This is a genomic window from Galliscardovia ingluviei (genome assembly GCF_014635685.1).
Classification (GTDB): Bacteria; Actinomycetota; Actinomycetes; order Actinomycetales; family Bifidobacteriaceae; genus Galliscardovia; species Galliscardovia ingluviei.
This window is the reverse complement of the sequence record NZ_BMDH01000002.1, coordinates 475,533-497,265: the sequence shown is the minus strand read 5'-3', so window position 1 is coordinate 497,265 and position 21,733 is coordinate 475,533. Positions and strand designations below refer to the sequence as shown.

The following is a 21,733-nucleotide window of genomic DNA, read 5'->3' as shown; positions in this document are numbered from 1 at the left end:
CGCTGCTCCCAAACGTCAGTGAAGCCGTTGAAACGTACTGCGGGAGTTAGGTTTTTACTCATTGGAACCGACCTCCTTGCGCAACAGTGTAATGAATGTGTCTAAATCGGCTTGTAGTTTTGGATCCTCTGCATGGAGCTCGCTCATCATGCCGAGCAATTCTTTTTGTGTGGATGCAATCTGCTCGTCTACTTCTGTCATTTCGCGAGTGAGCTCACCTAAATCAATTGGTGGTTCAGGCACGTATGTATCTACATAGCGAGGAATGTTAAGATTGAAATCATTCTCTGTAATCCCATCCAGTGTCGCTACATGCGCGTAGCGCTCTACATCTTGACGTGTGGCATACGTGTCAATAATTTTCTGAATATCCTGCTCGCGCAAGATGTTCTGCTTCTTACCTTTCTCAAAATCGTTAGAAGCATCGATAAAGAGAATATCGTCTGTGTTTTTATTCTTTTTCAACACCATCACTAAGGTTGGAATACCTGTTGAATAAAACAAGTTGGATGGCAGACCAATAACTGCATCAATAAGATTCTTCTCAATCAGAGTTTTACGAATCTTGCCCTCACTCGCGCCACGGAAGAGCACTCCATGTGGGAGCACTACTGCCATAGTTCCTTCAGGTTTTAAGTGATACAAGCCATGCAGTACGAATGCCAAATCCGCTTTTGACTTAGGAGCCAATGCACCAAAATCACGGAATCGAGGATCCTTTAACTTCTCATCTCGATTATCCCAGTTTGCAGAATACGGCGGATTCGCTACCACCATGTCAAAGCTTTGCGCTTCTTGTATGCCCGATTTATCAGTTAGCAGTGGCCAGTCAGCTTCCAACGTATCCGCATTGCGCAGCTTCATATGCTGATAGTCCACGTTGTGCATCATCAAATTCATACGAGCCAAGTCATACGTGGTTGTATTTAATTCTTGACCGTAGAAGAATACTCGTGAAGGATCTGGAGTTTGCTGCTGAACAGAGAGCAACAGCGATCCAGAACCGCATGCAAAATCATACACAGAGTATCCGCCGGCAGAATGATCGTCTGCTGGCAGTGCTCGTAAATCCTGAGTTACAATTTTTGCTAATACTTCAGAAACTGGTGCAGGGGTATAGAATTCACCAGCCTTTTTACCAGCGTTTCCAGCAAATTGAGCAATTAAATACATGTAAATGTCGCCAAGAATATCATGCCCATTCTCATCTGTATATGTGATGGAATCAACCAGCGTAATCGTTCCAGCTAACGCCTTTGCCCGGTCGTTAACCGAAGCGCCTAAGCGCGTGCTAGTAAAGCGCATATCGTTGAAAATGCCATCAAAACGCTGCTCAGCATTTGGGTTAATTGCTAGAGAATGATTAAAACTATCAATCATATCTTGGAAATCAGAAGGTCGGATTGTTTTATCAGCAATCTTGCCGACAATCGTTTTCCAAGTGTATTCAGGACTGATTGCGTAACCTAGATCACCAGCAATGACGCGCAAATATTCGTCACGGTCTTCCTGAGCCTCGCGTGCATACGCATCATTAATGCTTTCACCTTCCTGAGGGAAAACAATTTCGTAGTCAAGCAAGTGCTGCTCTTGACGCTCAGAAAGATACCGGTAAAACATGAAGCCCAAAATATAATCACGATACTCGGAGGCATCCATGTTACCGCGCAGCTGGTTAGCCATACTCCAAATGCTGCTAATCGTTTGATCAATAGTTGGCATTATTTATTCCTCCTCTAGTATCAGTATTTCTTTCGAATGATGTCAGCGAACTTCACTAGCGCTTCGCCGAGCTTTCGGCGGTAAACAATGCGAGAGAGACTACGCACTTCTGGGTCGGTTGCGTCTGTCGAGTAGTTGGCTTGCGCCTGCTTCTGAATCTCGGTCAGTTCGTGGTTGACATCGAGATCGTTCTGTCCTACCACGTGACGCTCGAGGATTTCGTTCACTAGATGAGAATCCTTGATATCTTGCAGTCCCCAGCGCTGCTTAAAATCAAGCACTTCACGACGCATAGAACTATCAGCATGATTGAGCACAATGCTTTTCACACCGTCCTGATTAACTGGGTATTGTATAGCATCATCGCCAAGCTTTCCAGCCAATGCATCGCGCGTGAAGCCAGCAATCTGCTCAGCATACTTGCGATCTTCCATACGATCGGTCTGTTCTTGGATTTGCTGAGCATAATGCTGAGCTTTATCCTGATCTTCCACATGTAGTGCATTAAGCATATTAGCTATGAGCTTTTCAAGATAATCGTAGTCAACAAGGACGCGAGTGATACGCTCTACTTCCGTACCAAACTTCAGATCTAAATTGTCGGTTTCTCCACCCATGTGCTCACGAATAACTCCCAGGCAGCTCCTGCGCAGCGTATCTACAATCCATGATTCTGACTGTTCGTCTAATCCAACGCTCGATAAAAATTCAGTGCCATTATCTGGGAACTTTTCATCTTGTCGCGCTTGCGCGAGGTTATTACTGTACTGATAAATGAGTTGAAGCGTTTCTTTAGCCTCATCAACAGTCTTTGGAGTGGCAGTGAACTTATCGGTAATAGTGCAAATTTGATCAACAGTTCCCTGAATTTTCTCTACAACTTTCTCATAAGGAATAGCGAGTATGCTCCCTGGATCATCAGGCTCATGGATATCAAGTTTACCCTGCTTGAGCGCAGAATCAGGATTCGCATAAGTAGAGAGTGCCTGCTTCATAAGTTTTTCAGAATTGCCTGGCCAGCGATATGAGACCACGTGACCAAATGGCTTAGATTTCATATCAAAAATACGATTCGTACGCGAGTACGCTTGAATCAGTTGCGCACCCTTAAGCGTCCTATCGACATACAATGTATTTAATTGCGGTGCATCAAAGCCAGTAAGCAAGCGATCAACTACAATCACTAAATCAAGCCAATCGCTTTCATTATGAGAAATTGTCCTATTCAAACGAGAAGCAAGATCTGCTGTATATTCCTTTAAACTTACTCTCTGGAATGAAGTACCAAACATGGCATTATAGTCAGCAAGTACGATATCAAGGAAAGAATTCTGCCCAAACTGATGGTCATCGTTCGACTGATTCTCAGAATAGGTAATACCAACCTTAATACGGTTATCTTCAGGGAGCAGTGCATTCTGTCGAGCAAACTCTTTATAAAACTCGATAGCCATGTTGATAGAAGACGTATTGCCAGCCACATGCGTTGTGAGCAGCGCGTTATACCGACGTGCAGCGGAACGCTTATCCCACTTCTCTAAAATATCTTTAACAACGAGGCGAATATGCTCCGGATTATTGTCATACACCGACGGAGACAGCATATCATCCATATCAGCATCAGTGAGATTATGCACGCGCCTGTTAATCTGCTCATCGTTCCAATCGGGGTGTTGCTGCTTAAAGAACTCTGGTAAATATTCTTCAATCAGCGATTGGCGTGACAGTGTAGTCTCAAAGTCTACCTTAAAGCCGAGCACATTATGATCAGCAATAGCATCACGAATAGTGTAGGCGTGAAGCATTGGACCAAAAATATCCTGTGTGGTTCGATTGTTGGGTGTTTTATCAAAGCTTGGCGTACCGGTATAGCCAATCCATGCTGCGTTTGGTAGTGCAGTACGGATATCGGCAAGCATGTCACCGTCAGTGGAGCGATGTGCTTCATCTACAATAAACACAAGATTTTTCTGCTTAATAGCATCGATACTACTACGCTCTTGCTTTTTCTTACTATCCTTATCTTTGACCATACACATAGCGTGCATTTTTTGCGTAGAAGTAACGATGATGCCCTTGCCCTTGGTTTTGAGTTTCCGTTCAAGCTGCCAACGATTAGCAGAGTCAGTAACAACACCGCCTGCTGAATCATCAGTGTTCTCTGGATCATACGCTTGATACTCTTCCACAGTCTGGTTAGTGAGAGCGACACGATCGACGAGGAAAACAACCTTATCAACATGAGGCAGTCTTGACGCCAACCATGCTGTTTTGAACGAAGTAATGGTCTTTCCTGAACCGGTAGTATGCCAAATGTAGCCAAGACGGCTATCGTCAAGCCCAAAACGATGAGCACGTAGTTTCTCAATCACAGCGCGTGTTGCGAATACCTGATATGGACGCATCACTTTAATGGCTTGTTTATTGCGCGTGCCATCGAGAATCATATAGCTTGTTGCCAATTGATGTGCCGCTGGGATAGAAAGCACACGATTGCAGAAGTCCCGATAATCAGTAATGCGCTCATTGGTCTGTTCATTCAGCCAACCAAAGGAGAAATCAGTATTAAAGTGATCTGCGTCCGCAGTACGAGCCATATATAGAGCGTCTGTTGGTGTCAGACCAATAAGTATTTGCAGAGTAGAGAAAATGTCAGAATATTGTTTCTCATAAATGTACTGGCGCATCTGGTTGAGCGCTTCATGAGGGTCATGTCCTGCAGCTTTTTCCTCAATTTGAATAATAGGTAGACCGTTAATCAATAATGTAGTGTCGAAACGGCGGTTTTTATTTCCAGGCACTTTCTTAGGGCGCTCGATCTGGTTGACAATCTCATAAACCGTATTGCCTGCGCCAATAGCATCTTGATCGAACACAGTAAGATAGGCTTCAGTGCCGTCGTCGCGTGCAATGGTAACTTGCGAAATGCCATTAGTTCCATAGAGGAACTGTCCAGCTTTGTATGGAGTATCAAGTTCATTGATTTGTGCTTGAATTTGACTAAATTCTTGGTCAGAGAGCGGTTTGCCTTTGAGGCGGTCTTTATTATTCGTTGCTAAAATTTGCCGAAAGTTTTGCCAGAGCTGCTCGGTAGTTTTAATATCAGGGCGATATTTCCACTGTCTCGTGCCACCTACAGACTGCAAATACTGAATAAGATTATCCTCAAACTCTAATTCTCCAGAAGAATATGATGTGTCTTGAAGTGGTTTAGCTGCTTGACTGTTGTGATCTTCACTGACCATACATACCCCTTTTTTAAGCTGCGCTTTCAGATAGCAACTACTATACTATCGCTCTGACTAAGCGAAAGTATGAACTCGCTATGAGCTGCTACCTTGCAATGCTGGCATATTGAAAATGAATAAGGTATGAGTTTACGAGGTTGCGCTATTACACAGCATCACCGATGCACAGTGGTCTCATGCGTGGACGACTGATATCCCTCAGGCTCAATCTGAAATGTAGTATGTGCTATAGAAACAGGGAAATGTTTACGCAAGCAATACTGCAAATTATGCAGCACATCGCCGGCTTCCTGCAAACTCAAGTTTTTCTCAACAACCACATGAGCACTCAGCCGCGGCAATCCGGTAGCAACCGTGCTGGCATGTAAGTCGTGAACAGCAATTACGTGTGGCACTTTTGATAAGTGCTCGCGCACAGCATCTAAGTCAAGACCTTGCGGGGTTTCCTCTAATAAAATACGAACCGCCTTATGTAGCAGCGCGCATGCTCGCGGAATCATGAGTATTGCAATACCAGCGCCAGCAAGAGCATCAACCCCATGCCAGCCAGTAAGCATCATAATTACCGCAGAAAGTATAACTGCAACAGACCCAAGAGCATCGTTCATCACTTCAAGGAATGCAGCACGCATATTCAGATTACTATTGCGATCAGTTGCCAAAATTGCAATGGAACCAACATTTGCCGCTAAACCAATACAACCAAAAATCAGCAGCAAACTAGGATTTTGCACACCGCTATGGGTTGAGCCGAATAGTCGCATAGCAGCTTCAACAATGGCATATAATCCAACAAAAAGCAGCACAATAGAGCCTGCTGCAGCTGTAAGAATTTCTAATCGTGCCCAACCCCACGTTTTATCAGAAGAAGGCTTCCTGCGCATAAGTATTGCTGTGATAGTTGAGGCGGTGAGCACGGAAATATCAGTGAGCATATGGCCGGCGTCGACAAGGAGTGCTAGCGATTGGGTGAGCGCCGAGCCAACAACTTCGGCAATAAAAATTGTGCCAGTAAGTAGTAGGGTAGCGATGAGTCGGTTTTGATGTGTTGCAGCAGTATGTTCGTGCGTGTGATTGGTTTGTGTACGTGCGTTTTGCATGTTCTTAACCTGTATATGATCGCTTTGCGTGTGCGCGGATTGCAGTTGTTCACTTTGCATGTGTTCGTGCGTCATATCTTAGTGTCTTACTCTGAAAACGGCTACTTTGCAATAGCAACTATTCAAATATGTATGTCTTACTCATAACAATGGCTGATTTGGAATATCAGATGTTTCAAACCATACAGAATCTGAGGGCGAAACATAACAAACTCGCTATTTTGTAATAGTAACTATTAAAACAAGTATAGAATGCGCGTCGCATAACGCAAAAACTCGCTACTTTGCAATAGCAACTATTAAAAAGTACATTCTCTGCATAAAACCCGATAATTATGAATAGCAGCTATTCGGATTAAGCAGGAATCAAACAAAAACTAAGCAAAATTAAGCAAAAGAGGCGTGCATACAACACGCCTCCGCAAATTGGCTAGTACTAATTCAATCCAATAAGCCTAATAAAAAATAAAAACTATGGCACAGTGCGAATTAGTCCTGTGTACCAGTAGCAGCCTTACGTCGCGCATTAGCAACCGCATACAAGCTGATGCCAGCCGCAACAGAAGCGTTGAGCGACTCAACCATAGAACTGATAGGAATACCAGCAATCGAATCACATGCTTCACGCACCAAGCGGCTAAGCCCCTTGCCCTCAGAACCGAGAACGACCACTAGTGGATCGGTTTCAAAACCAGTTTCTCCGACAAGCGCATCGCCACCGCCATCGAGACCAATAATGTAGTAACCGCGCTCTTTCAAACTCTCTAGAGCTTTCGTGAGATTTACCACGCGAGCCACAGGCATATGAGCTGCCGCTCCTGCAGAAACTTTCCATGCTGCCGCGGTAACTGACGCACTCCTGCGCTCTGGCAAAATAACGCCCTGCGCACCGAATGCAGCAGCCGAACGAATTACTGCACCCAAATTCTGAGGATCAGTTACGCCATCAAGTGCAATAAACAATGGACGTGCTTTAATACGAGCCTCAGTATTCGCCACAGACATAGCATTAGCCTTGCGCTCAGCGCGTTCCACTAGCTGCTGCAATGAGGCGTACTGGTATGGCTGTACTTTCAACACAATACCCTGATGATTAGAGCTATGCGCAATACGATCCATTTCAAGACGATCAGCCTCAAGCAAGTGCAAACCTTGAGCTCCAGCGAGCTGCACAATTTCGCGCGTACGATCGTCATGTTCAATGTGCGTTGCAATATAGAGTTCTTTGGAAGGCACACCTACTCGCAATGCCTCAAGTACTGCGTTACGCCCAATAACCAAGTCCCCTGGCTCGGCAGCAAATTTTGCAGCGCGGCGGCGAGCGGCAAGACGAGGATCTGCCATTTGCCTGAGCTCTGCAGCTTTGCGCTCGCGATATGCTTTATGATATACGCGATCTTCTGCCTTCGGTGTAGGTCCATGCCCACGAAGTTTGTTGCGATGTTTTCCGCCTGACCCCTTGGTCGGCCCTTTCTTAGATACCATAGTTGTATTGTCCCACAAGCCACGTATTGCGCAGTTTTATTTATCGCAGAGTTCGTTTCATGAGTTTCGATGATATTTTGTAAAGGCGCTGCTAATTTACGAACTTTACTTGCTGCGGTACGTATAATAGATGTGGTAAATATCCGTATCCGCACAGATCCCCAGAGTTTCAAGGATAACATTTCCAAGGATTTGACTACTCTGCGGCATAACCAAAGGGACTTCATTGAAACAGTCAACTGGTGTTAATCAGAGTGATAATCAGTTAGTTTTTGACCAAGATCCATCATTGCTTGATGCACAATCAGTAGCTCAAGCTATGCATACCGACATTGAGCGGGGTCTTTCTACCCAAGAAGCGCAACGCCGGCTTGAACAGTTCGGCACTAATACGCTGGCAAGTGCGCCTGAAACGCCAAAGTGGAAAAAGTTTCTTGCGCAATTTAATGATCCACTCGTATTTTTGCTTCTTGCAGCAACAGTAATTTCTGGTATTGCATGGGTTATTGAAAAACTGCACAATCCGGCTGAGGCAGAAGCATTGCCATTTGATTGCATTGTTATTGTGCTGATTCTTGTGCTTAATGCAGTACTTGGCTATATGCAAGAGGCGAAAGCTGAGCAAGCAGTAGCGGCTTTGGCTAAAATGACTGCCGCGCAAACCACCGTTTTGCGTGATGGCGAAAGAAGCACAGTTGAGTCCAGTCAAATTGTGCCAGGTGATATTGTGCTCCTTGCTGAGGGCGATAATGTGGCTGCAGATGGACGTTTGGTTCATGCTGCAGCATTACATATTGCAGAGGCTTCACTGACTGGCGAATCAGTGCCAGTGAGTAAAAATGTGGCAACACTTGAGCAAGCTAAAGCTCTTGGCGACCGGTCAAATATGGTATTCAATGGCACGGCTGTTACTCAGGGTACAGGTAAGGTCATTATTACGGCAACTGGTATGAGCACGCAGGTTGGGCATATTGCTGATATGTTGCAGGGAGCGGAAGAAGAACCTACGCCATTGCAAAAAGAGATTGCTCGTGTTTCAAAAATGCTGGGTATTGCAGTATGTGTGATTGCAGTTGGTGTGCTGGCTACGCTTGCTGTGGTGTATGGCTTGCACTCTATTCAAGATGTAATTGACTCTCTGCTGTTGGCTGTCTCTCTTGCTGTTGCCGCAGTTCCAGAAGGTTTGGCAGCTATTTTGACAGTAGTGTTGGCGCTTGGTGTGCAGCGTATGGCTAAACATCATGCCATTGTGAAAAAGCTGAGTTCTGTAGAAACTCTTGGCTCTGCTTCAGTTATTTGTTCTGATAAAACAGGTACGCTCACGCGTAATGAGATGACAGTGCAGCGTTTGCTCACTTTGCATGATGATTTGCGTATTACGGGAACTGGCTATGAGCCAAAAGGTGAGTTAGTAGTTCAGCAGCATATGCCACCAAGTGAGCAGGCTGCTCAAGCCAGCGCATATATGCTTGCTGCTGGAGCAATTGCAAACGACGGCAAACTTAATGATGACGCGAGTATTGTGGGAGACCCAACGGAAGTATCCTTAATTGTGGCTGCTCGCAAAATTCAAGCAGACATCTGGGCACAGCACTTTACAAGAATTGCAGAGATCCCTTTTAATTCTGAGCGCAAACGTATGAGTGTTGTGGGCACACTGAGTATGCCAGATGCTAGTGAGTATGCTTCTGCTCACCTTGCTCCTTGGGCACAGGTTGCTGACGGCAAGCAGCTTGTAGCCTTTGCAAAAGGCGCTCCAGATGTGCTGCTGCAATACTGTGATTATGTTTTTGATCAAGGTAAGGTGCGCGTACTGACGCGCGAAGATCGTGAGCGCATTGTTAGCCAGGTTGAGCAGCTTTCCAAAGAAGCCTACCGCACACTTGGTCAGGCATATCGCATTACTGGGGCCACACAGATCGATCAGCTTGAAGGGGCTGAGTCGGGCGTTGATCTTGCAGACCAGCCGCATGTTATAGAACAGCATATGGTTTGGCTTGGCATGGTTGGTATTATTGACCCTCCGCGCACCGAAGTTCGAGACTCAGTTGCTCAAGCTCATGGCGCTGGTGTGCGCACAGTAATGATTACAGGCGACCACCCATTAACTGCAGCTCGTATTGCCCAAGACCTCGGCATTATCGAACAAGGTGAGCAATCCCTTGAACGCTATACTTTAACTGGTAATGAGCTCGACCAGATGAGCGAACGCGAATTCAAGCAGGCTGTAGCGCACACTTCGGTGTATGCGCGTGTAGCTCCAGAACACAAGTTGCGCATTGTTCGTGCATTACAAGACCAGGGCAATATCGTTGCCATGACGGGTGACGGCGTTAATGACGCGCCTGCTGTGAAATCAGCTGATATTGGCGTTGCTATGGGTATAACTGGCACGGAAGTTACTAAAGAGTCTGCGGCAATGATTTTAGCTGACGATAATTTCAGCACCATTGTGGCTGCGGTGCGCGAAGGTCGAGCGATTTTTGATAATATTCGCAAATTCCTGCGCTACCTGCTTAGCTCCAATGCTGGAGAAGTGTTCACTGTGTTCTTCGGTGTACTCCTTGCTGGATTCCTAGGTCTTGATGACCCGGCCTCTGCGGGTGTAACCGTGCCTTTGCTCGCAGTGCAATTATTGTGGATTAACTTTTTAACTGATGCTGCTCCTGCTATGGCAATGGGTGTTGACCCATCAACAGAAAATGTGATGAATCGTGGTCCTCGCAAGCTCACCGACCGCGTTATTGATGGACGAATGTGGTCAGATGTTGCTGTTGTTGGTCTGCTGATGGCTGCAGTAACGCTTATTGGTATGGATTTGTATCTGCCGGGCGGCTTAATTACTGATGATTCCGCCGTTGGTATGGCACACGCAGATCAGATCGTTATGGCACGAACTATGGGCTTTACCATTCTAGTGTTTGCTCAGCTCTTTAATGCGTTTGCAGCACGCTCTGGCACGCGCAGTGCTTTCCATGGAATGTTTGCTAATGCATGGCTGTGGGGCGCTGTTGCGCTGTCTATTGTGTTGCAACTGGCAGTAATTTATGTTCCATTCCTCAATACTGCGTTCGGCACGATGCCATTGCATGCGCATCAATGGTTAGAGTGCATTGGTTTGGCGGCGCTGGTGTTGGTTGGTAGCGAAATCTATAAGTGCATTGTTTGCTTGATAGATAAGCAACGGGCATAAGCCAAGCACATACCCAATCGGACAAGTGGAGTTATGGATATGTGTGAGAAATACCTTCACTGTGATGTGTTGATGCGAAATAGGTGTAAACTATAGGATGTGAACGTGCACATGAGCCTAAGCTAGATAAGTTTAGGCTCATGAACGTATACGGGCATAAGCGCTGGAGCGTGAGCACTGAGGTTTGGGCAGCGCTAGAGTGCAGCGCAGTAGATTGAGCGTAGTCAAGTAGTGGAGGCGCTATGGTCAGCATTCGTGATGTTGCAAAGCGTGCAGGTGTTTCTCATCAAACGGTCTCAAATGCCTTAAATGCGCCAGACGTAGTTTCTGAAGCTACGCGCTTGCGCATTATGAAAGCTATTGAAGAACTCGGTTACAAGCCTAATGCTGCAGCACGCCGACTGCGTTCTGGACGATCCGATGTACTCGCTGTCGGTATTGCCACAGGTGCTCACCGTGCTCCTTCACCAATTTTTGATGAGTTTTTGCATTTACTCGCTGCCCGTGCGAGCAAGCAAGGGCGTCAAATTATGCTCTACCCGCGCACTGATGAAGCGTCAGAATTGCAGTATGTGCAAAGTTTGATGGAGCAATCTGATGTTGATGCCATTATTTTGAACGAACTTGAAGTTGAGGACCACCGTCCGCAATGGTTACTGGCACACCAACAACCATTTGTACTCTTCGGTAGGCCATGGCAGCTCAATCCAGAAGTTGCTCAGCGCATTCCATGGGTTGATATTGACGGAAAAACAGCTATCAGCGATATGGTAGTGCGTCTGGCTCAGGAGGGGCGTTCGCATATTGGTTTTATTGGTTGGAATACCGGCACCGGAACAGCGCAAGATCGATATGACGGCTGGGTAGCCGGATTACGCCGCGCAGGTTTGCTCGCGCAAGATGCTGCAGATGCTGATATTGCTTCTTGGGCTGAGCTGACTACAGAATCCATGACTTCTGGCGAAGCAGCGGCAGCCGCACTATATAAACGTCATGCTGATCTTGATGCTATCGTCTGCTGTTCAGATAACCTTGCAGTTGGAGCGCTTTCAAGCATCAACCACATGGTGAAGCACGATATTTTAGCCAATAGCGCTAATTTGCAGAGGTTGACACGACCAGTGCTGGTTACTGGTTTTGATGATTCGCCGCTAGCACAAGCATTCTCATTCCCATCAATTCGCCAGCCGCTTGAATTGGTGGTTGAACACTTAATTGCTATGACTGATCAAGTTATAGGCACGGCAATGCGCGGCTACTACACGCAAAGCCAGCACCTATTACCTGCGGAAGTTATTTGGAGAGAATCGCCATACCTTACTGCAAAGGAGACTGAGCTACCCGAGCAACAATAGGCTGCTCTTCGACGGGCTCGCTGACATTTGCGCGATAGAAGTTCTCATACGAGCGGCTTGGCGTAGGACCGCGCTGCCCCTGATAGTGAGAGCCAACACCATCTGAACCATATGGGTGATCAGATGGCGAACTTAAGGTAAAGAAGCACATTTGACCGATTTTCATACCAGGCCAGAGCTTTACTGGTAAGTTACTAACATTACTGAGCTCAAGCGTGATATGTCCCTCAAAACCAGGGTCAATAAAGCCGGCAGTAGAGTGGGTTAAAATACCAAGTCTACCAAGCGAACTTTTGCCCTCGAGCCGTGCTGCAATTGAGCTATCAAGGCGCACATATTCCCAAGTCGCACCCAAAATAAATTCGCCAGGATGCAAAATACAAGGTTCGCCATCTGGCACTTCAAACATTTCAGTAAGCTCGCCTTGATTTTCAGCAGGATCCACATATGTGTATTTATGGCTGTTAAATACTCGGAAATACTTATCTAATCGCACATCAATGGACGAAGGTTGCACCATTTCAGGAGTCCATGGTGTTAGTGAAATATTGCCATTAGTATACGCGGCAACAATATCGTGGTCACTGAGCAGCATAATCTACCTTACTATCGCATTCACTCATAGGCTCATCTGCATCTCACAGGAGCGCGCACAAGTCTAAGCTTCATAGTTAGCTACTGTGTTGTGTTGCGGCTGTAGATGGTGGTTGTGTACCATGGCATAGGTATCATAGCGATGCCTACTTGGTACTACATGAGCCGTTCTAAAAGCCAAGTTTAATATATGGCTTGACGTGTGACCAAAAAACGATAATGCTACAAACAATAACGTTATAAACAATGCCGGTATAAACTGTTGCTGTACGGTTGCGATCCGTGCTGTGATATGCGTAGCGGCAATGTAATTTAGTTTTCAGCAAAAGTAGCATTATATGCTTTAGCGGTGTGCTTGTATGGGTGAGAGCTCATGGAGCAGTTCAACGATATCAGTCCGAATGTTCGGGCGTGTAAAAACCCAGAAAAGAGAGAATATGGCAAATCAAATACTGAATAATGTGAATAAGGCAGCTAAGGGTGTTGGCGCTGTAGCCGGTAAGGCAGCAGCAGTGACTGATAAAGGTCCTTTGGCTGGATTCAAGAAGTTTATTTCTCGCGGCTCCATGGTTGATATGGCTGTTGGTGTGGTTATGGGTTCTGCTGTAACCGCAGTGGTAACATCAATTGTGGAAAGCTTCATCAATCCATTGATTGCTATGCTGGTTGGTAAGCCGGATCTGTCTCATGTGCTGACCATTACCTTCAACGGCGCTACTATTTCCTTCGGATCTATTTTGAATGCGTTGATTAACTTTTTGCTTGTTGGCGCTGCTGTGTACTTCTGCATTGTTTTGCCAATTAACAAGCTGCGCGATATGACTGCAAAGCAGGAAGAAGAGGAAGCTGCTGAGGCTGAACCAAGCGTAGAAGAGCAGACATTGGCAACACTGCAGGAGATCCGCGACGAATTGAAGCGCAATAACGGCAGCGTATCTTCGCTGAATCTGTAACTCCTTTGATTGTGCTTCTTTATTGAGTTTCTTTGAGTGTGGCTGTAGTGCTGAAATCTGTGTGTGATCCATACAGTGCGCTACTGGCCACTCTTGGGATTGCAAGTATGTAAGGCGTGGCTTTCGGGTCACGCCCTTATCTGTTCTGGCGATTCTTAACTGCGAGTGCGGTTCGTATGCTCTGTGTACTGGTTTGAATAGTTGTTATTCCTAACTAGCGGCTTTCTGTATTTCGTTCTTAGATTCTGTACGGTTTGGAATATCTGATGTTTCAAAGTAGCGAGTTTTGATATGAGAGTGTACGGTTTGGAATAGTTGCTGTTGCAAACAAGCGGTTTTATATGTTGGTATCGCTTTATTCTGTACGGTTTGGAATATCTGATATTACGGAGTAGCTGTTTTAGTGGGGAGATCTATACATTTTGAAACATCTGATATTCCGCACTAGCTGGTTTTAATGCGGTGTGCTGGTATGAGTAGGTTTGGTGTCCCTGCTGGTGTCGCTATTGATGTCCCCACTGGTATCGCTATTGGTGTCACTACCGCGAGGATGCGTGCGAGAAACAGATGGTTGCGTTGTACGGTGTATGGGTTTGCGCGTTTTCTTACGCCTGTGCACAAGCGGCTTTGATTTAGTAAATTGTCGTGCTACACGAGGTTTATGCACTAATGTGCTAATGCGATCCGTATGTTGATGCGCAATAGCAAGCCGTTCAAGCACAATAGTTACCCAAGTCGCAATGAGTAGCGGCTGACTTACGGCATTCAAATTCGTCGGGGAAAGAATAACTTCAAATGCACTCTGCCAGCTTGTTAATTCAGGAAGTAATGTAGTAACGGAATGTAGTGCATCGAAAAAGAGCTGATAAATAACAATATAAATTGTTGCCCATTGAATAAAGTATTCGCTGATTTCATACTCAGTTTCTGTCATGCGTAGTATTTGGAATTTTTGTAGCAATCCGCGGCGAATCCACGCATGAACCAGCGCCACAATAAAGATAATAATAAGCAATGCCAGTAGCCATTGCACAGTAGGAAACTTGCCTACAGAAAGACTTGCAGTAGTCTGACCATTATCGCTGAGCAATGTATCTAATATGGTATCTGCAGAACGTTCTAGGTTTGGGTTGACCGCAAAAACAAGGGAACCAACTGCTGCCACTATAAATAACAGTATGGCAACTACAAATGCCAGAATAATAATATTGCCAACCATAATGGCAAGGAAAAACCCAAACACACGTAAAAATGACCATGCTGTAGTGCCCTTGCCGAGTGCAAATCGACCCATGGCGTAGAGCACTACAAGCAATATCAGCAATAAACATAATACTGGCATAGCATTAGTGTACTAGGTTGTAGTGTATTGCGATTCAGCCTGTGAGGCATATGAGCATGCTCAAGATGCAGCTTGTGAAATGCATCAAGATGTTGGTAGAGCTTGCCTCACGATGCAGTATGTGAAGCTTGCTCAACTTTGTTCACAATGGTGCTTAACCATGTTAGTAAGTCGCTTTGATTCTCAGGTAATTGCTCAGAAACCTCAATGATTGGAATATTGGCTTGCTGTGCAGCTTGTTGCAAACGTTGGGCATAATTATTGAGTTCTTGAGGGTTGACGATAAGCATGGTCGCTTGCTTGGAATTAAGTAGATCAAGCGCGTGCTGCAGATCGCTTGGAGACGGCTCAGCATCATTATTCATGGCATTGGTGTACGACTCGGGGGTGATATTGGTGATACCGAGGTCGGTAAGAATGTCATCAATAATGGATTCTGTTGAAATAAAACTCAACTTCTTGTTTGCATTTTGTGCTTTCAGTTGTGCTACATGCTTGGTGAGTACGTCATATTGGCTATCCCATTGTTGGAATCGCTTGGTTATTGTGGCGCTAGTACTAGTGGAATGCTGTGCTGCGGCAACTTGTGCATAGGTGTGTTCGATAGCATGAGCTGCTTGGTCTACGGCTTCTAGATCGAACCATAGATGTGGGTTAATGCTGTTGCCGTTGCTATCGGTATGCGCGTGAGTATGAGTATGCGCGTGAGTATGGGTATGCGCGTGAGTGTGCTCGCTGGTATGCTCATCGTGTTGAGTGTCGCTACTAGTGCTCTCACTATCAGAATCGTTGGTATTGCCTGTAGCGCTGTCGTTTTGGTCAATACCTACAAGTGAGCCTACCGTAATAATATGCTGTCGCGTGCTATCAAGTTGTGCTTTTGTTGCCCAGGGGTCGTATCCTGCGCCGTTCAAGATAACAATATCTGCTTGCTGAAGTTTGGCAAGATCAGCTGGCGTTGGCTCGTAATCGTGGGGCTCGACCGAAGTTGAAGCAATAATAGATGTTACTGTTGCGCATTTGCCGCCAATGCTTTGTGCTAAAGATCCCCACTGATTCACGGAAGCTACTACCTGCAATTGAGTATCGCATTGATCATTGCTGGTATCGAGTAAAGGATTGGTGTTCTGCTGATTGCCATTTGCGCCGGTATTACTGGAATTATTGGATAGTGTGGTTTCGTTTGGTGATAGTGCTGACTTAATTCTGTTGGTGTATACAGACCAACCAACTACTGCCGCAATCAGGGCAAGCACAACGCAAAGCGTGATAATAGTAATGCGTGTAGTGCGCCGCGATTGTGGGCGATACTGCGGAGTGCGTGGTTGTGCGTGATCCTGCTGCGTTGAAGGTGTATTCGTTGTACTGACTGGGTGATTGGTATCAGTGCTTGCGTTGGTGTGCTCAGGGTGAGCGTTTGTGGAGTCTGGATTACGTTCCATGGCTGTACTTTCTACATAATAAACGTATGGTATCAGTTTGCAGTTGTGTGCATTATGCAAACTGCTATCTGCAGTATACTTATTGAGAATCATTCTCACAAAATAAGCGTGTTGAAAGTGGATATGTGTATACATAGCGTGTGTATGTTTGCAGCAACGAGCGAAGTCAGGTAGAGCATGTTTGCTATGTCAAATAATGCTATGTCAGATAATGGTATGTCAGATAATGAGGCGTAATGCTGGTATGAGACGAGTCAAGAACATACTAGACTCGTAAATGTTCATATGAAGTTAAAGTTCATATGCAGTTAAAGCAACCAATGGAGGAGATATGGCACGCATTCTAGTAACAGGCGCATCGTCGGGTATTGGAGAAGCAACAGTACGCAAATTGCGCCAAGAAGGGCATGACGTCATTGCTACAGCACGACGCCAAGCGCGACTAGAAAAACTAGCTCAGCAAACAGGCTGCCAAGTAATAGCAGCTGACCTTACCAAAGATGAAGAACTTTCAAAACTAGTACGCGGTGTGCTCAACGGAGGTCCGCTCGATGCACTGGTAAATAATGCGGGCGGCGCTCGCGGTAGTGATGCAGTAGCAGACGGGAAGCCAGAAGATTGGCGCACAATGTATGAAATTAATGTCATGTCCACCCTGCGCCTGACACAAGCGCTGCTGCCAGGTTTGCGCGAACATGGTGGTGATGTAGTATTTGTGACATCAACTGCTGCTCACGAGACCTATATGGGAGGCGCAGGATACACTGCTGCAAAGCATGCTGAGGCAATGATTCCCGAAACGATGCGCTTAGAGCTGGTTGGAGAACCGGTGCGTATTATTGAAGTGTGCCCTGGCATGGTAAAAACTGAGGAATTTTCACTAAACCGCCTTGGTAGTACCGATAAAGCTATGGATGTGTATGCTGGCGTGGACGAGCCGCTTTTGGCAGAAGATATTGCAGATGTTATTGCTTGGACGCTGTCAAGACCAAAGCATGTCAATATTGATCGTGTTGTAGTGCGCCCTGTTGTGCAGGCAAATTCTTGGACAGTAGCACGAACAGATACTCATGGTCGTCAGTTGCCGACATCGGAGCTTGCATAAAACATGAACGCCAAACATGAACGCCTGTCCTGCTCTCGTTTAGGGCGCAGGGTAGGCTAAATGCGGCAGGGGTTTGCCACAAGTTTGCCGAGAGCGCATACGCTAAGGAGCTGCAATGCCTGGAATTATTCTTATTGGCGCACAGTGGGGCGATGAAGGAAAAGGTAAGGCTACAGACCTTATCGGGACACACGTTGACTATGTTGCTCGCTTTAATGGCGGCAACAATGCCGGTCACACTGTTGTGGTTGGCGATGAATCATATGCATTGCATTTACTACCTTCCGGCATTATCAATCCTAATGTGATTCCAGTAATTGGCAATGGTGTAGTTGTTGATCCAGAAGTGCTTTTTGAAGAGATTGAAGGACTTGAGTCACGCGGCGTGGACTGCTCGCGATTGCTGGTGAGCGAATCTGCACATGTGATTGCACCATATCACCGCACTATCGATAAGGTGACAGAACGCTTCTTAGGCAAGCGTAAAATTGGTACCACCGGTCGCGGTATCGGACCTGCATATGCTGATAAAATCAACCGTGTTGGTATTCGCGTGCATGATTTGTTTAATGCTGAACATTTGCATGACAAAGTAGAAGCAAGTTTGCATCAGAAGAACCAAATGTTGGTGAAGTTGTATAATCGTCGCGCCATCGATGTGGATCGTACTACAGACGAACTGCTTGCTCTTGGTGAGCGTTTGCGCCCATATGTAACTAATACTTCCTTGGTGCTTAATAAGGCGCTTGATGAAGGTAAAACCGTGTTGTTTGAAGGCGGTCAGGCAACCATGCTTGACGTTGATCATGGCACATACCCATTCGTAACTAGCTCTAATCCAACAGCTGGTGGCGCTTGCACTGGTACTGGCGTGGGTCCTACGCGCATTGATCGCGTAATCGCGGTTGCCAAGGCATATACCACTCGTGTTGGTGAAGGCCCGTTCCCTACAGAGCTTTTTGATGAGCAAGGCGATTGGTTACGTAACCAAGGTCATGAGTTTGGCGTGACCACAGGTCGTCCTCGCCGCTGTGGTTGGTTTGATGCAGTAGTTACCCGCTATGCATCGCAAGTTAATGGACTTACCGATTTGGTGCTGACTAAGCTTGATGTGCTTACTGGTTTGCCAACGATTCCAGTGTGTGTGGCATACGATGTGGAACAAGCTGATGGTACGCATGTGCGCTATGACGATATGCCAGCAGATCAGGCAGCTTTTGCTAAGGCAACTCCTATTTATGAGGAGTTACCGGGCTGGAGTGAGGATATTTCGCAAATTCACCGTTTCGAGGATTTGCCAGCAACATGCCAAGCGTATGTCAAGCGTTTGGAAGAGATTTCCAATTGCCGTATTTCTGCCATTGGCACAGGTCCTCAGCGCGATCACATTATCGAAGTGCATTCGCTGATTGATTAAGTAACATGCTTGATTAAGTAATATGCTTGACTGAGCATCGGATTACATGAGTACACACATCAGCACGCACTCACAAGCATGTGCTCGTAAGCATACTGTTAAGCGCAACGATTGCAATACTGCAAGGTTGCGCTTATGTAGTAAGAATGAGGAAAACTATGAGCAAGCAGAGCCACGAGCCTCAAGAAAGTCCATTGCCTAAACCAACATTACTGGACCCCATGCTGTATGTAGTGGTGTTTTTGGGCGGTGCTTTAGGTACAGGAATTCGATTTGGACTAAGTGCTTACAACGCTGATATCTATCGTTCGGCTGACCCGCTGCTATCGGGATTACGCAATGGCACGTTAGAAGCGAATTTGTTTGCCTGCTTACTGTATGCGGCGTTGACGGCATATCTTGCTGGTGCTCCTTGGATTGCAAACCGTAGTAAAACCTTAGCAAGTCGCGGTTTAGGTATGGGTATGTGCGGCGGCTTATCTACAATGTCTACTTTGGCATTGGAGTGGTTTACGACAAGTGCTACGGATCATAATATGCCTGCTGCAGCGGTGTATGCAGGAGTAACGCTTATTGCTGGTCTTATTATGGCTGCTATTGGTGTATGGTTCGGCTCAAGTTTGGCGCAATGGCAGGGACTGCGGCGAGAAACTATTTCAAGCAATACTGCCCGTGAAGAAGGTGATCAGCGATGAGTTCGTCCATAACTACACCGACGTTAATCAGTGTTCTTGTTATTTGCGCCTCTGGAGGACTAGGAGCTGTGGCACGCTTCTTCCTCGACACCTGCATTAAAGAAGCAAAAGCACTTACTTTCCCGCTCTCAACTTTAATCATCAATGCCTTAGCGTCATTACTTGCTGGTGTCATTGCTGCTCTGTACCTACATTCAGGAGTGTTCGCAAACTCTCCGTTGATGTACACAGCGTTGGCAACCGGTTTTCTAGGCGGATTTTCAACATTCTCCACTATGATCAATGAGTCAGTCACGCTTTTTCGTAGTAAACATTATCTTGCCAGTATTGTCAATATCGTTCTTGAAGTTATCGTACCTTGGAGCTGCGTAACACTAGGATGGTTGATGTTCGCATGAGCACAAACTTGCAAGGACAAACTGCAACATTTAGCACATTCAACAAAATGATGACGACGTTTAGTCGCCTCAAATGGAAGATGGCTGCTGCCGGCGTGCTGTGCGGCATCGTTGCGGGTGTACTTGTAGTGCTCTATCGCCTCGGCATTCAGTATGGTTTGGTATTTGCGCATTGGATGTATGGGCAGATGCATCGACATTGGTGGCTACTTATTCCTTGGGCTGTAACAGTAGTGGCTGTGGGTTTACTTAATGCTTGGATGGTCAAGCGCGAACCGATGGCATCCGGTAGTGGTATTCCGCAGACATCAGGTGTGGTAATCAATGGGCTTTCGATGAAATGGCAGACGATTTTGCCTGTGCGATTCGTTGGAGGATTGTTGGGTGGTCTTTTTGGGCTTTCGCTTGGTAGGGAAGGTCCGTCTATTCAGATTGGCGCTTGTGGAGCACAGTTTGTATCACATAGATTGGCAACTAAACACCGCAATGATCTGCAAGAACATGTGATGGTGACTGCTGGCGCTGCTGCTGGTCTTTCTGCAGCGTTTAGCGCACCGCTTTCGGGCATGATGTTCGCTCTTGAGGGAGTACATCGTAGTTTTTCTCCAGTAATTTTGATTGGTGCTACTGCGGCATCACTAACTGCTGATTTCGTTTCCAAAACAGCGCTTGGACTTACTCCAGTACTTGATTTTATTCATATGCCGCAGCTGAATTTGACACACTATTGGTGGATGATTCCACTCGGTATTGTGGCAGGGCTGCTAGGATCGCTGACAAATCGAGCATTGCTAGGTTTTCAAACATTGTATGGCTATGTGCCTGCCAGATGGCGTTGTGTGATTGCGCTTGTCTTAGCATTACCTATTGGATTATGGCTGCCTGAAGTGCTTGGTGGTGGCAGCAAGTTAATTGAGCTTTCCGAGCTGGCGCAAACTAGCGCCATGATGTTACTGGTGTTGCTTATTGCCAAATTATTGTTTACATGCACAAGTTTTGGTAGTGGTATGCCGGGTGGTATTTTTATGCCTATTCTTGCTGTCGGTGCATTAGGAGGCGGATTGTGTGGTGTGCTGGCGCGCGATTTAGGTGGTATTTCTAGTCAAACGGTGCCGCTATTTGCTGTATGCGTTATGGCCGGAACGCTTGCAAGTGCAGTAAAAACGCCAATTACTTCTATTCTGCTGACTGTTGAAATGACAGGCACCTTGGTGCATATGCTACCTGTTGCTGCTACAGCATTTATTGGTTTGCTGGTTTCTGATTTGCTGAAAACTAAGCCAATTTATGGTGCGTTGTTGGAGCGGTACTTGAAGCAGCAGGGGCTTGAAGAGCATGCGCATTCCGCTGTTGGTAGTGGAGTTATGGATTTTCCTGTAGAAATGGGTTCTGCAGCCGATGGTCATAAAGTGCGCGATATTGCTTGGCCTTCTGGATGCTTGATTGTGCGTTTGCGCCGAGGTGATCATGAGATGGTGCCTCGTGGCGATACTGAGTTGCGTGCTGGTGACTACTTAGTAGTGCTTTTTAGTGGTGAGGATGAGCAGTCAGTGCGTGCGGCAATGTTGCAGCTTTGCCAAGGTCCCCAGTAGAGTTTGTGTATCACTGTTGGGTCAATTTGTCAAGCTTGCCAACAGGTAGAAATTAGTTTTTTCATGATTGTAAAATCTAATACAATACTTGT

15 protein-coding genes are annotated in these 21,733 nt (G+C 46.2%); 8 read left to right on the top strand and 7 right to left on the bottom strand.

Annotated elements, in window-relative coordinates; all coding sequences use genetic code 11:
* Positions 1–54: 54 nt before the first annotated feature.
* The 4 genes from IEU85_RS06065 to rlmB all read right to left on the bottom strand — a co-directional run bounded on the left by IEU85_RS06065 (position 55) and on the right by rlmB (position 7,555).
* Complete coding sequence (locus IEU85_RS06065) at positions 55–1,722, bottom strand: type I restriction-modification system subunit M (RefSeq protein WP_188355320.1); 1,668 nt, start codon at positions 1,720–1,722, stop codon at positions 55–57.
* Between the two features lie 20 nt (positions 1,723–1,742).
* Positions 1,743–4,967 carry a type I restriction endonuclease subunit R gene (locus IEU85_RS06060; protein WP_188355319.1) on the bottom strand — a complete coding sequence of 1,075 codons (3,225 nt, stop codon included), beginning with the start codon at positions 4,965–4,967 and terminating at the stop codon, positions 1,743–1,745.
* Positions 4,968–5,125: 158 nt separating this feature from the next.
* Positions 5,126–6,070 carry a cation diffusion facilitator family transporter gene (locus tag IEU85_RS06055; RefSeq protein ID WP_229714792.1) on the bottom strand — a complete coding sequence of 315 codons (945 nt, stop codon included), beginning with the start codon at positions 6,068–6,070 and terminating at the stop codon, positions 5,126–5,128.
* A 489-nt stretch (positions 6,071–6,559) separates the two neighbouring features.
* The gene (gene rlmB / locus IEU85_RS06050; protein WP_188355318.1) at positions 6,560–7,555 is read right to left on the bottom strand and encodes a 23S rRNA (guanosine(2251)-2'-O)-methyltransferase RlmB; all 996 of its coding nucleotides are present in this window, start codon (positions 7,553–7,555) and stop codon (positions 6,560–6,562) included.
* Between the two features lie 226 nt (positions 7,556–7,781).
* On the opposite strand from rlmB, the gene IEU85_RS06045 reads away from it, so the two are divergent.
* Positions 7,782–10,748 (top strand): cation-translocating P-type ATPase, encoded by a 2,967-nt coding sequence (locus IEU85_RS06045; RefSeq protein WP_371866644.1) that lies wholly within the window; start codon positions 7,782–7,784, stop codon positions 10,746–10,748.
* Positions 10,749–10,990: 242 nt separating this feature from the next.
* A complete protein-coding gene (locus tag IEU85_RS06040) occupies positions 10,991–12,103 on the top strand; it encodes a LacI family DNA-binding transcriptional regulator (RefSeq protein ID WP_188355317.1) in 1,113 nt (370 codons plus the stop codon).
* On the opposite strand, the gene dcd is transcribed toward IEU85_RS06040, so the two are convergent.
* Positions 12,066–12,698 carry a dCTP deaminase gene (dcd, locus tag IEU85_RS06035; RefSeq protein WP_188355316.1) on the bottom strand — a complete coding sequence of 211 codons (633 nt, stop codon included), beginning with the start codon at positions 12,696–12,698 and terminating at the stop codon, positions 12,066–12,068. The genes IEU85_RS06040 and dcd overlap by 38 nt on opposite strands.
* 436 nt (positions 12,699–13,134) lie before the next feature.
* Here dcd and mscL point away from each other — a divergent pair, with 436 nt between their 5' ends.
* On the top strand, positions 13,135–13,650 hold the full coding sequence (gene mscL / locus IEU85_RS06030; RefSeq protein WP_188355315.1) for a large conductance mechanosensitive channel protein MscL: 516 nt from the start codon (positions 13,135–13,137) through the stop codon (positions 13,648–13,650).
* 454 nt (positions 13,651–14,104) lie between these two features.
* On the opposite strand, the gene IEU85_RS06025 is transcribed toward mscL, so the two are convergent.
* Both IEU85_RS06025 and IEU85_RS06020 read right to left on the bottom strand, forming a co-directional pair.
* Positions 14,105–14,992, bottom strand: a complete 888-nt coding sequence (locus tag IEU85_RS06025) for an SA1002 family membrane protein (protein WP_188355314.1) — start codon at positions 14,990–14,992, stop codon at positions 14,105–14,107.
* A gap of 107 nt (positions 14,993–15,099) precedes the next feature.
* Positions 15,100–16,434, bottom strand: coding sequence for a metal ABC transporter solute-binding protein, Zn/Mn family (locus IEU85_RS06020; protein ID WP_188355313.1), 1,335 nt, complete (start codon positions 16,432–16,434; stop codon positions 15,100–15,102).
* Positions 16,435–16,765: 331 nt separating this feature from the next.
* On the opposite strand from IEU85_RS06020, the gene IEU85_RS06015 reads away from it, so the two are divergent.
* The 5 genes from IEU85_RS06015 to IEU85_RS05995 all read left to right on the top strand — a co-directional run bounded on the left by IEU85_RS06015 (position 16,766) and on the right by IEU85_RS05995 (position 21,641).
* Positions 16,766–17,539, top strand: coding sequence for an SDR family oxidoreductase (locus IEU85_RS06015; RefSeq protein WP_188355312.1), 774 nt, complete (start codon positions 16,766–16,768; stop codon positions 17,537–17,539).
* Positions 17,540–17,654: 115 nt separating this feature from the next.
* The gene (locus IEU85_RS06010; RefSeq protein WP_188355311.1) at positions 17,655–18,956 is read left to right on the top strand and encodes an adenylosuccinate synthase; all 1,302 of its coding nucleotides are present in this window, start codon (positions 17,655–17,657) and stop codon (positions 18,954–18,956) included.
* Positions 18,957–19,114: 158 nt separating this feature from the next.
* On the top strand, positions 19,115–19,651 hold the full coding sequence (locus IEU85_RS06005; protein WP_188355310.1) for a fluoride efflux transporter FluC: 537 nt from the start codon (positions 19,115–19,117) through the stop codon (positions 19,649–19,651).
* Complete coding sequence (locus tag IEU85_RS06000) at positions 19,648–20,049, top strand: fluoride efflux transporter FluC (RefSeq protein WP_188355309.1); 402 nt, start codon at positions 19,648–19,650, stop codon at positions 20,047–20,049. Before IEU85_RS06005 ends, IEU85_RS06000 begins: the two co-directional genes overlap by 4 nt.
* Before the next feature lie 8 nt (positions 20,050–20,057).
* Entirely contained in the window at positions 20,058–21,641 is a 1,584-nt protein-coding gene (locus IEU85_RS05995; RefSeq protein ID WP_371866653.1) for a ClC family H(+)/Cl(-) exchange transporter, read from the top strand.
* The last annotated feature ends 92 nt before the right edge of the window (positions 21,642–21,733 follow it).

Excerpts from the sequence above, each read along its gene's own strand:
- IEU85_RS06065 (WP_188355320.1), bottom strand. The coding sequence starts at position 1,722 with ATGCCAACTATTGATCAAACGATTAGCAGCATTTGGAGTATGGCTAAC.
- IEU85_RS06060 (WP_188355319.1), bottom strand. The coding sequence starts at position 4,967 with ATGGTCAGTGAAGATCACAACAGTCAAGCAGCTAAACCACTTCAAGAC.
- IEU85_RS06055 (WP_229714792.1), bottom strand. The coding sequence starts at position 6,070 with ATGCAAAACGCACGTACACAAACCAATCACACGCACGAACATACTGCT.
- rlmB (WP_188355318.1), bottom strand. The coding sequence starts at position 7,555 with ATGGTATCTAAGAAAGGGCCGACCAAGGGGTCAGGCGGAAAACATCGC.
- IEU85_RS06040 (WP_188355317.1), top strand. The coding sequence starts at position 10,991 with ATGGTCAGCATTCGTGATGTTGCAAAGCGTGCAGGTGTTTCTCATCAA.
- dcd (WP_188355316.1), bottom strand. The coding sequence starts at position 12,698 with ATGCTGCTCAGTGACCACGATATTGTTGCCGCGTATACTAATGGCAAT.
- mscL (WP_188355315.1), top strand. The coding sequence starts at position 13,135 with ATGGCAAATCAAATACTGAATAATGTGAATAAGGCAGCTAAGGGTGTT.
- IEU85_RS06025 (WP_188355314.1), bottom strand. The coding sequence starts at position 14,992 with ATGCCAGTATTATGTTTATTGCTGATATTGCTTGTAGTGCTCTACGCC.
- IEU85_RS06020 (WP_188355313.1), bottom strand. The coding sequence starts at position 16,434 with ATGGAACGTAATCCAGACTCCACAAACGCTCACCCTGAGCACACCAAC.
- IEU85_RS06015 (WP_188355312.1), top strand. The coding sequence starts at position 16,766 with ATGGCACGCATTCTAGTAACAGGCGCATCGTCGGGTATTGGAGAAGCA.
- IEU85_RS06010 (WP_188355311.1), top strand. The coding sequence starts at position 17,655 with ATGCCTGGAATTATTCTTATTGGCGCACAGTGGGGCGATGAAGGAAAA.
- IEU85_RS06005 (WP_188355310.1), top strand. The coding sequence starts at position 19,115 with ATGAGCAAGCAGAGCCACGAGCCTCAAGAAAGTCCATTGCCTAAACCA.
- IEU85_RS06000 (WP_188355309.1), top strand. The coding sequence starts at position 19,648 with ATGAGTTCGTCCATAACTACACCGACGTTAATCAGTGTTCTTGTTATT.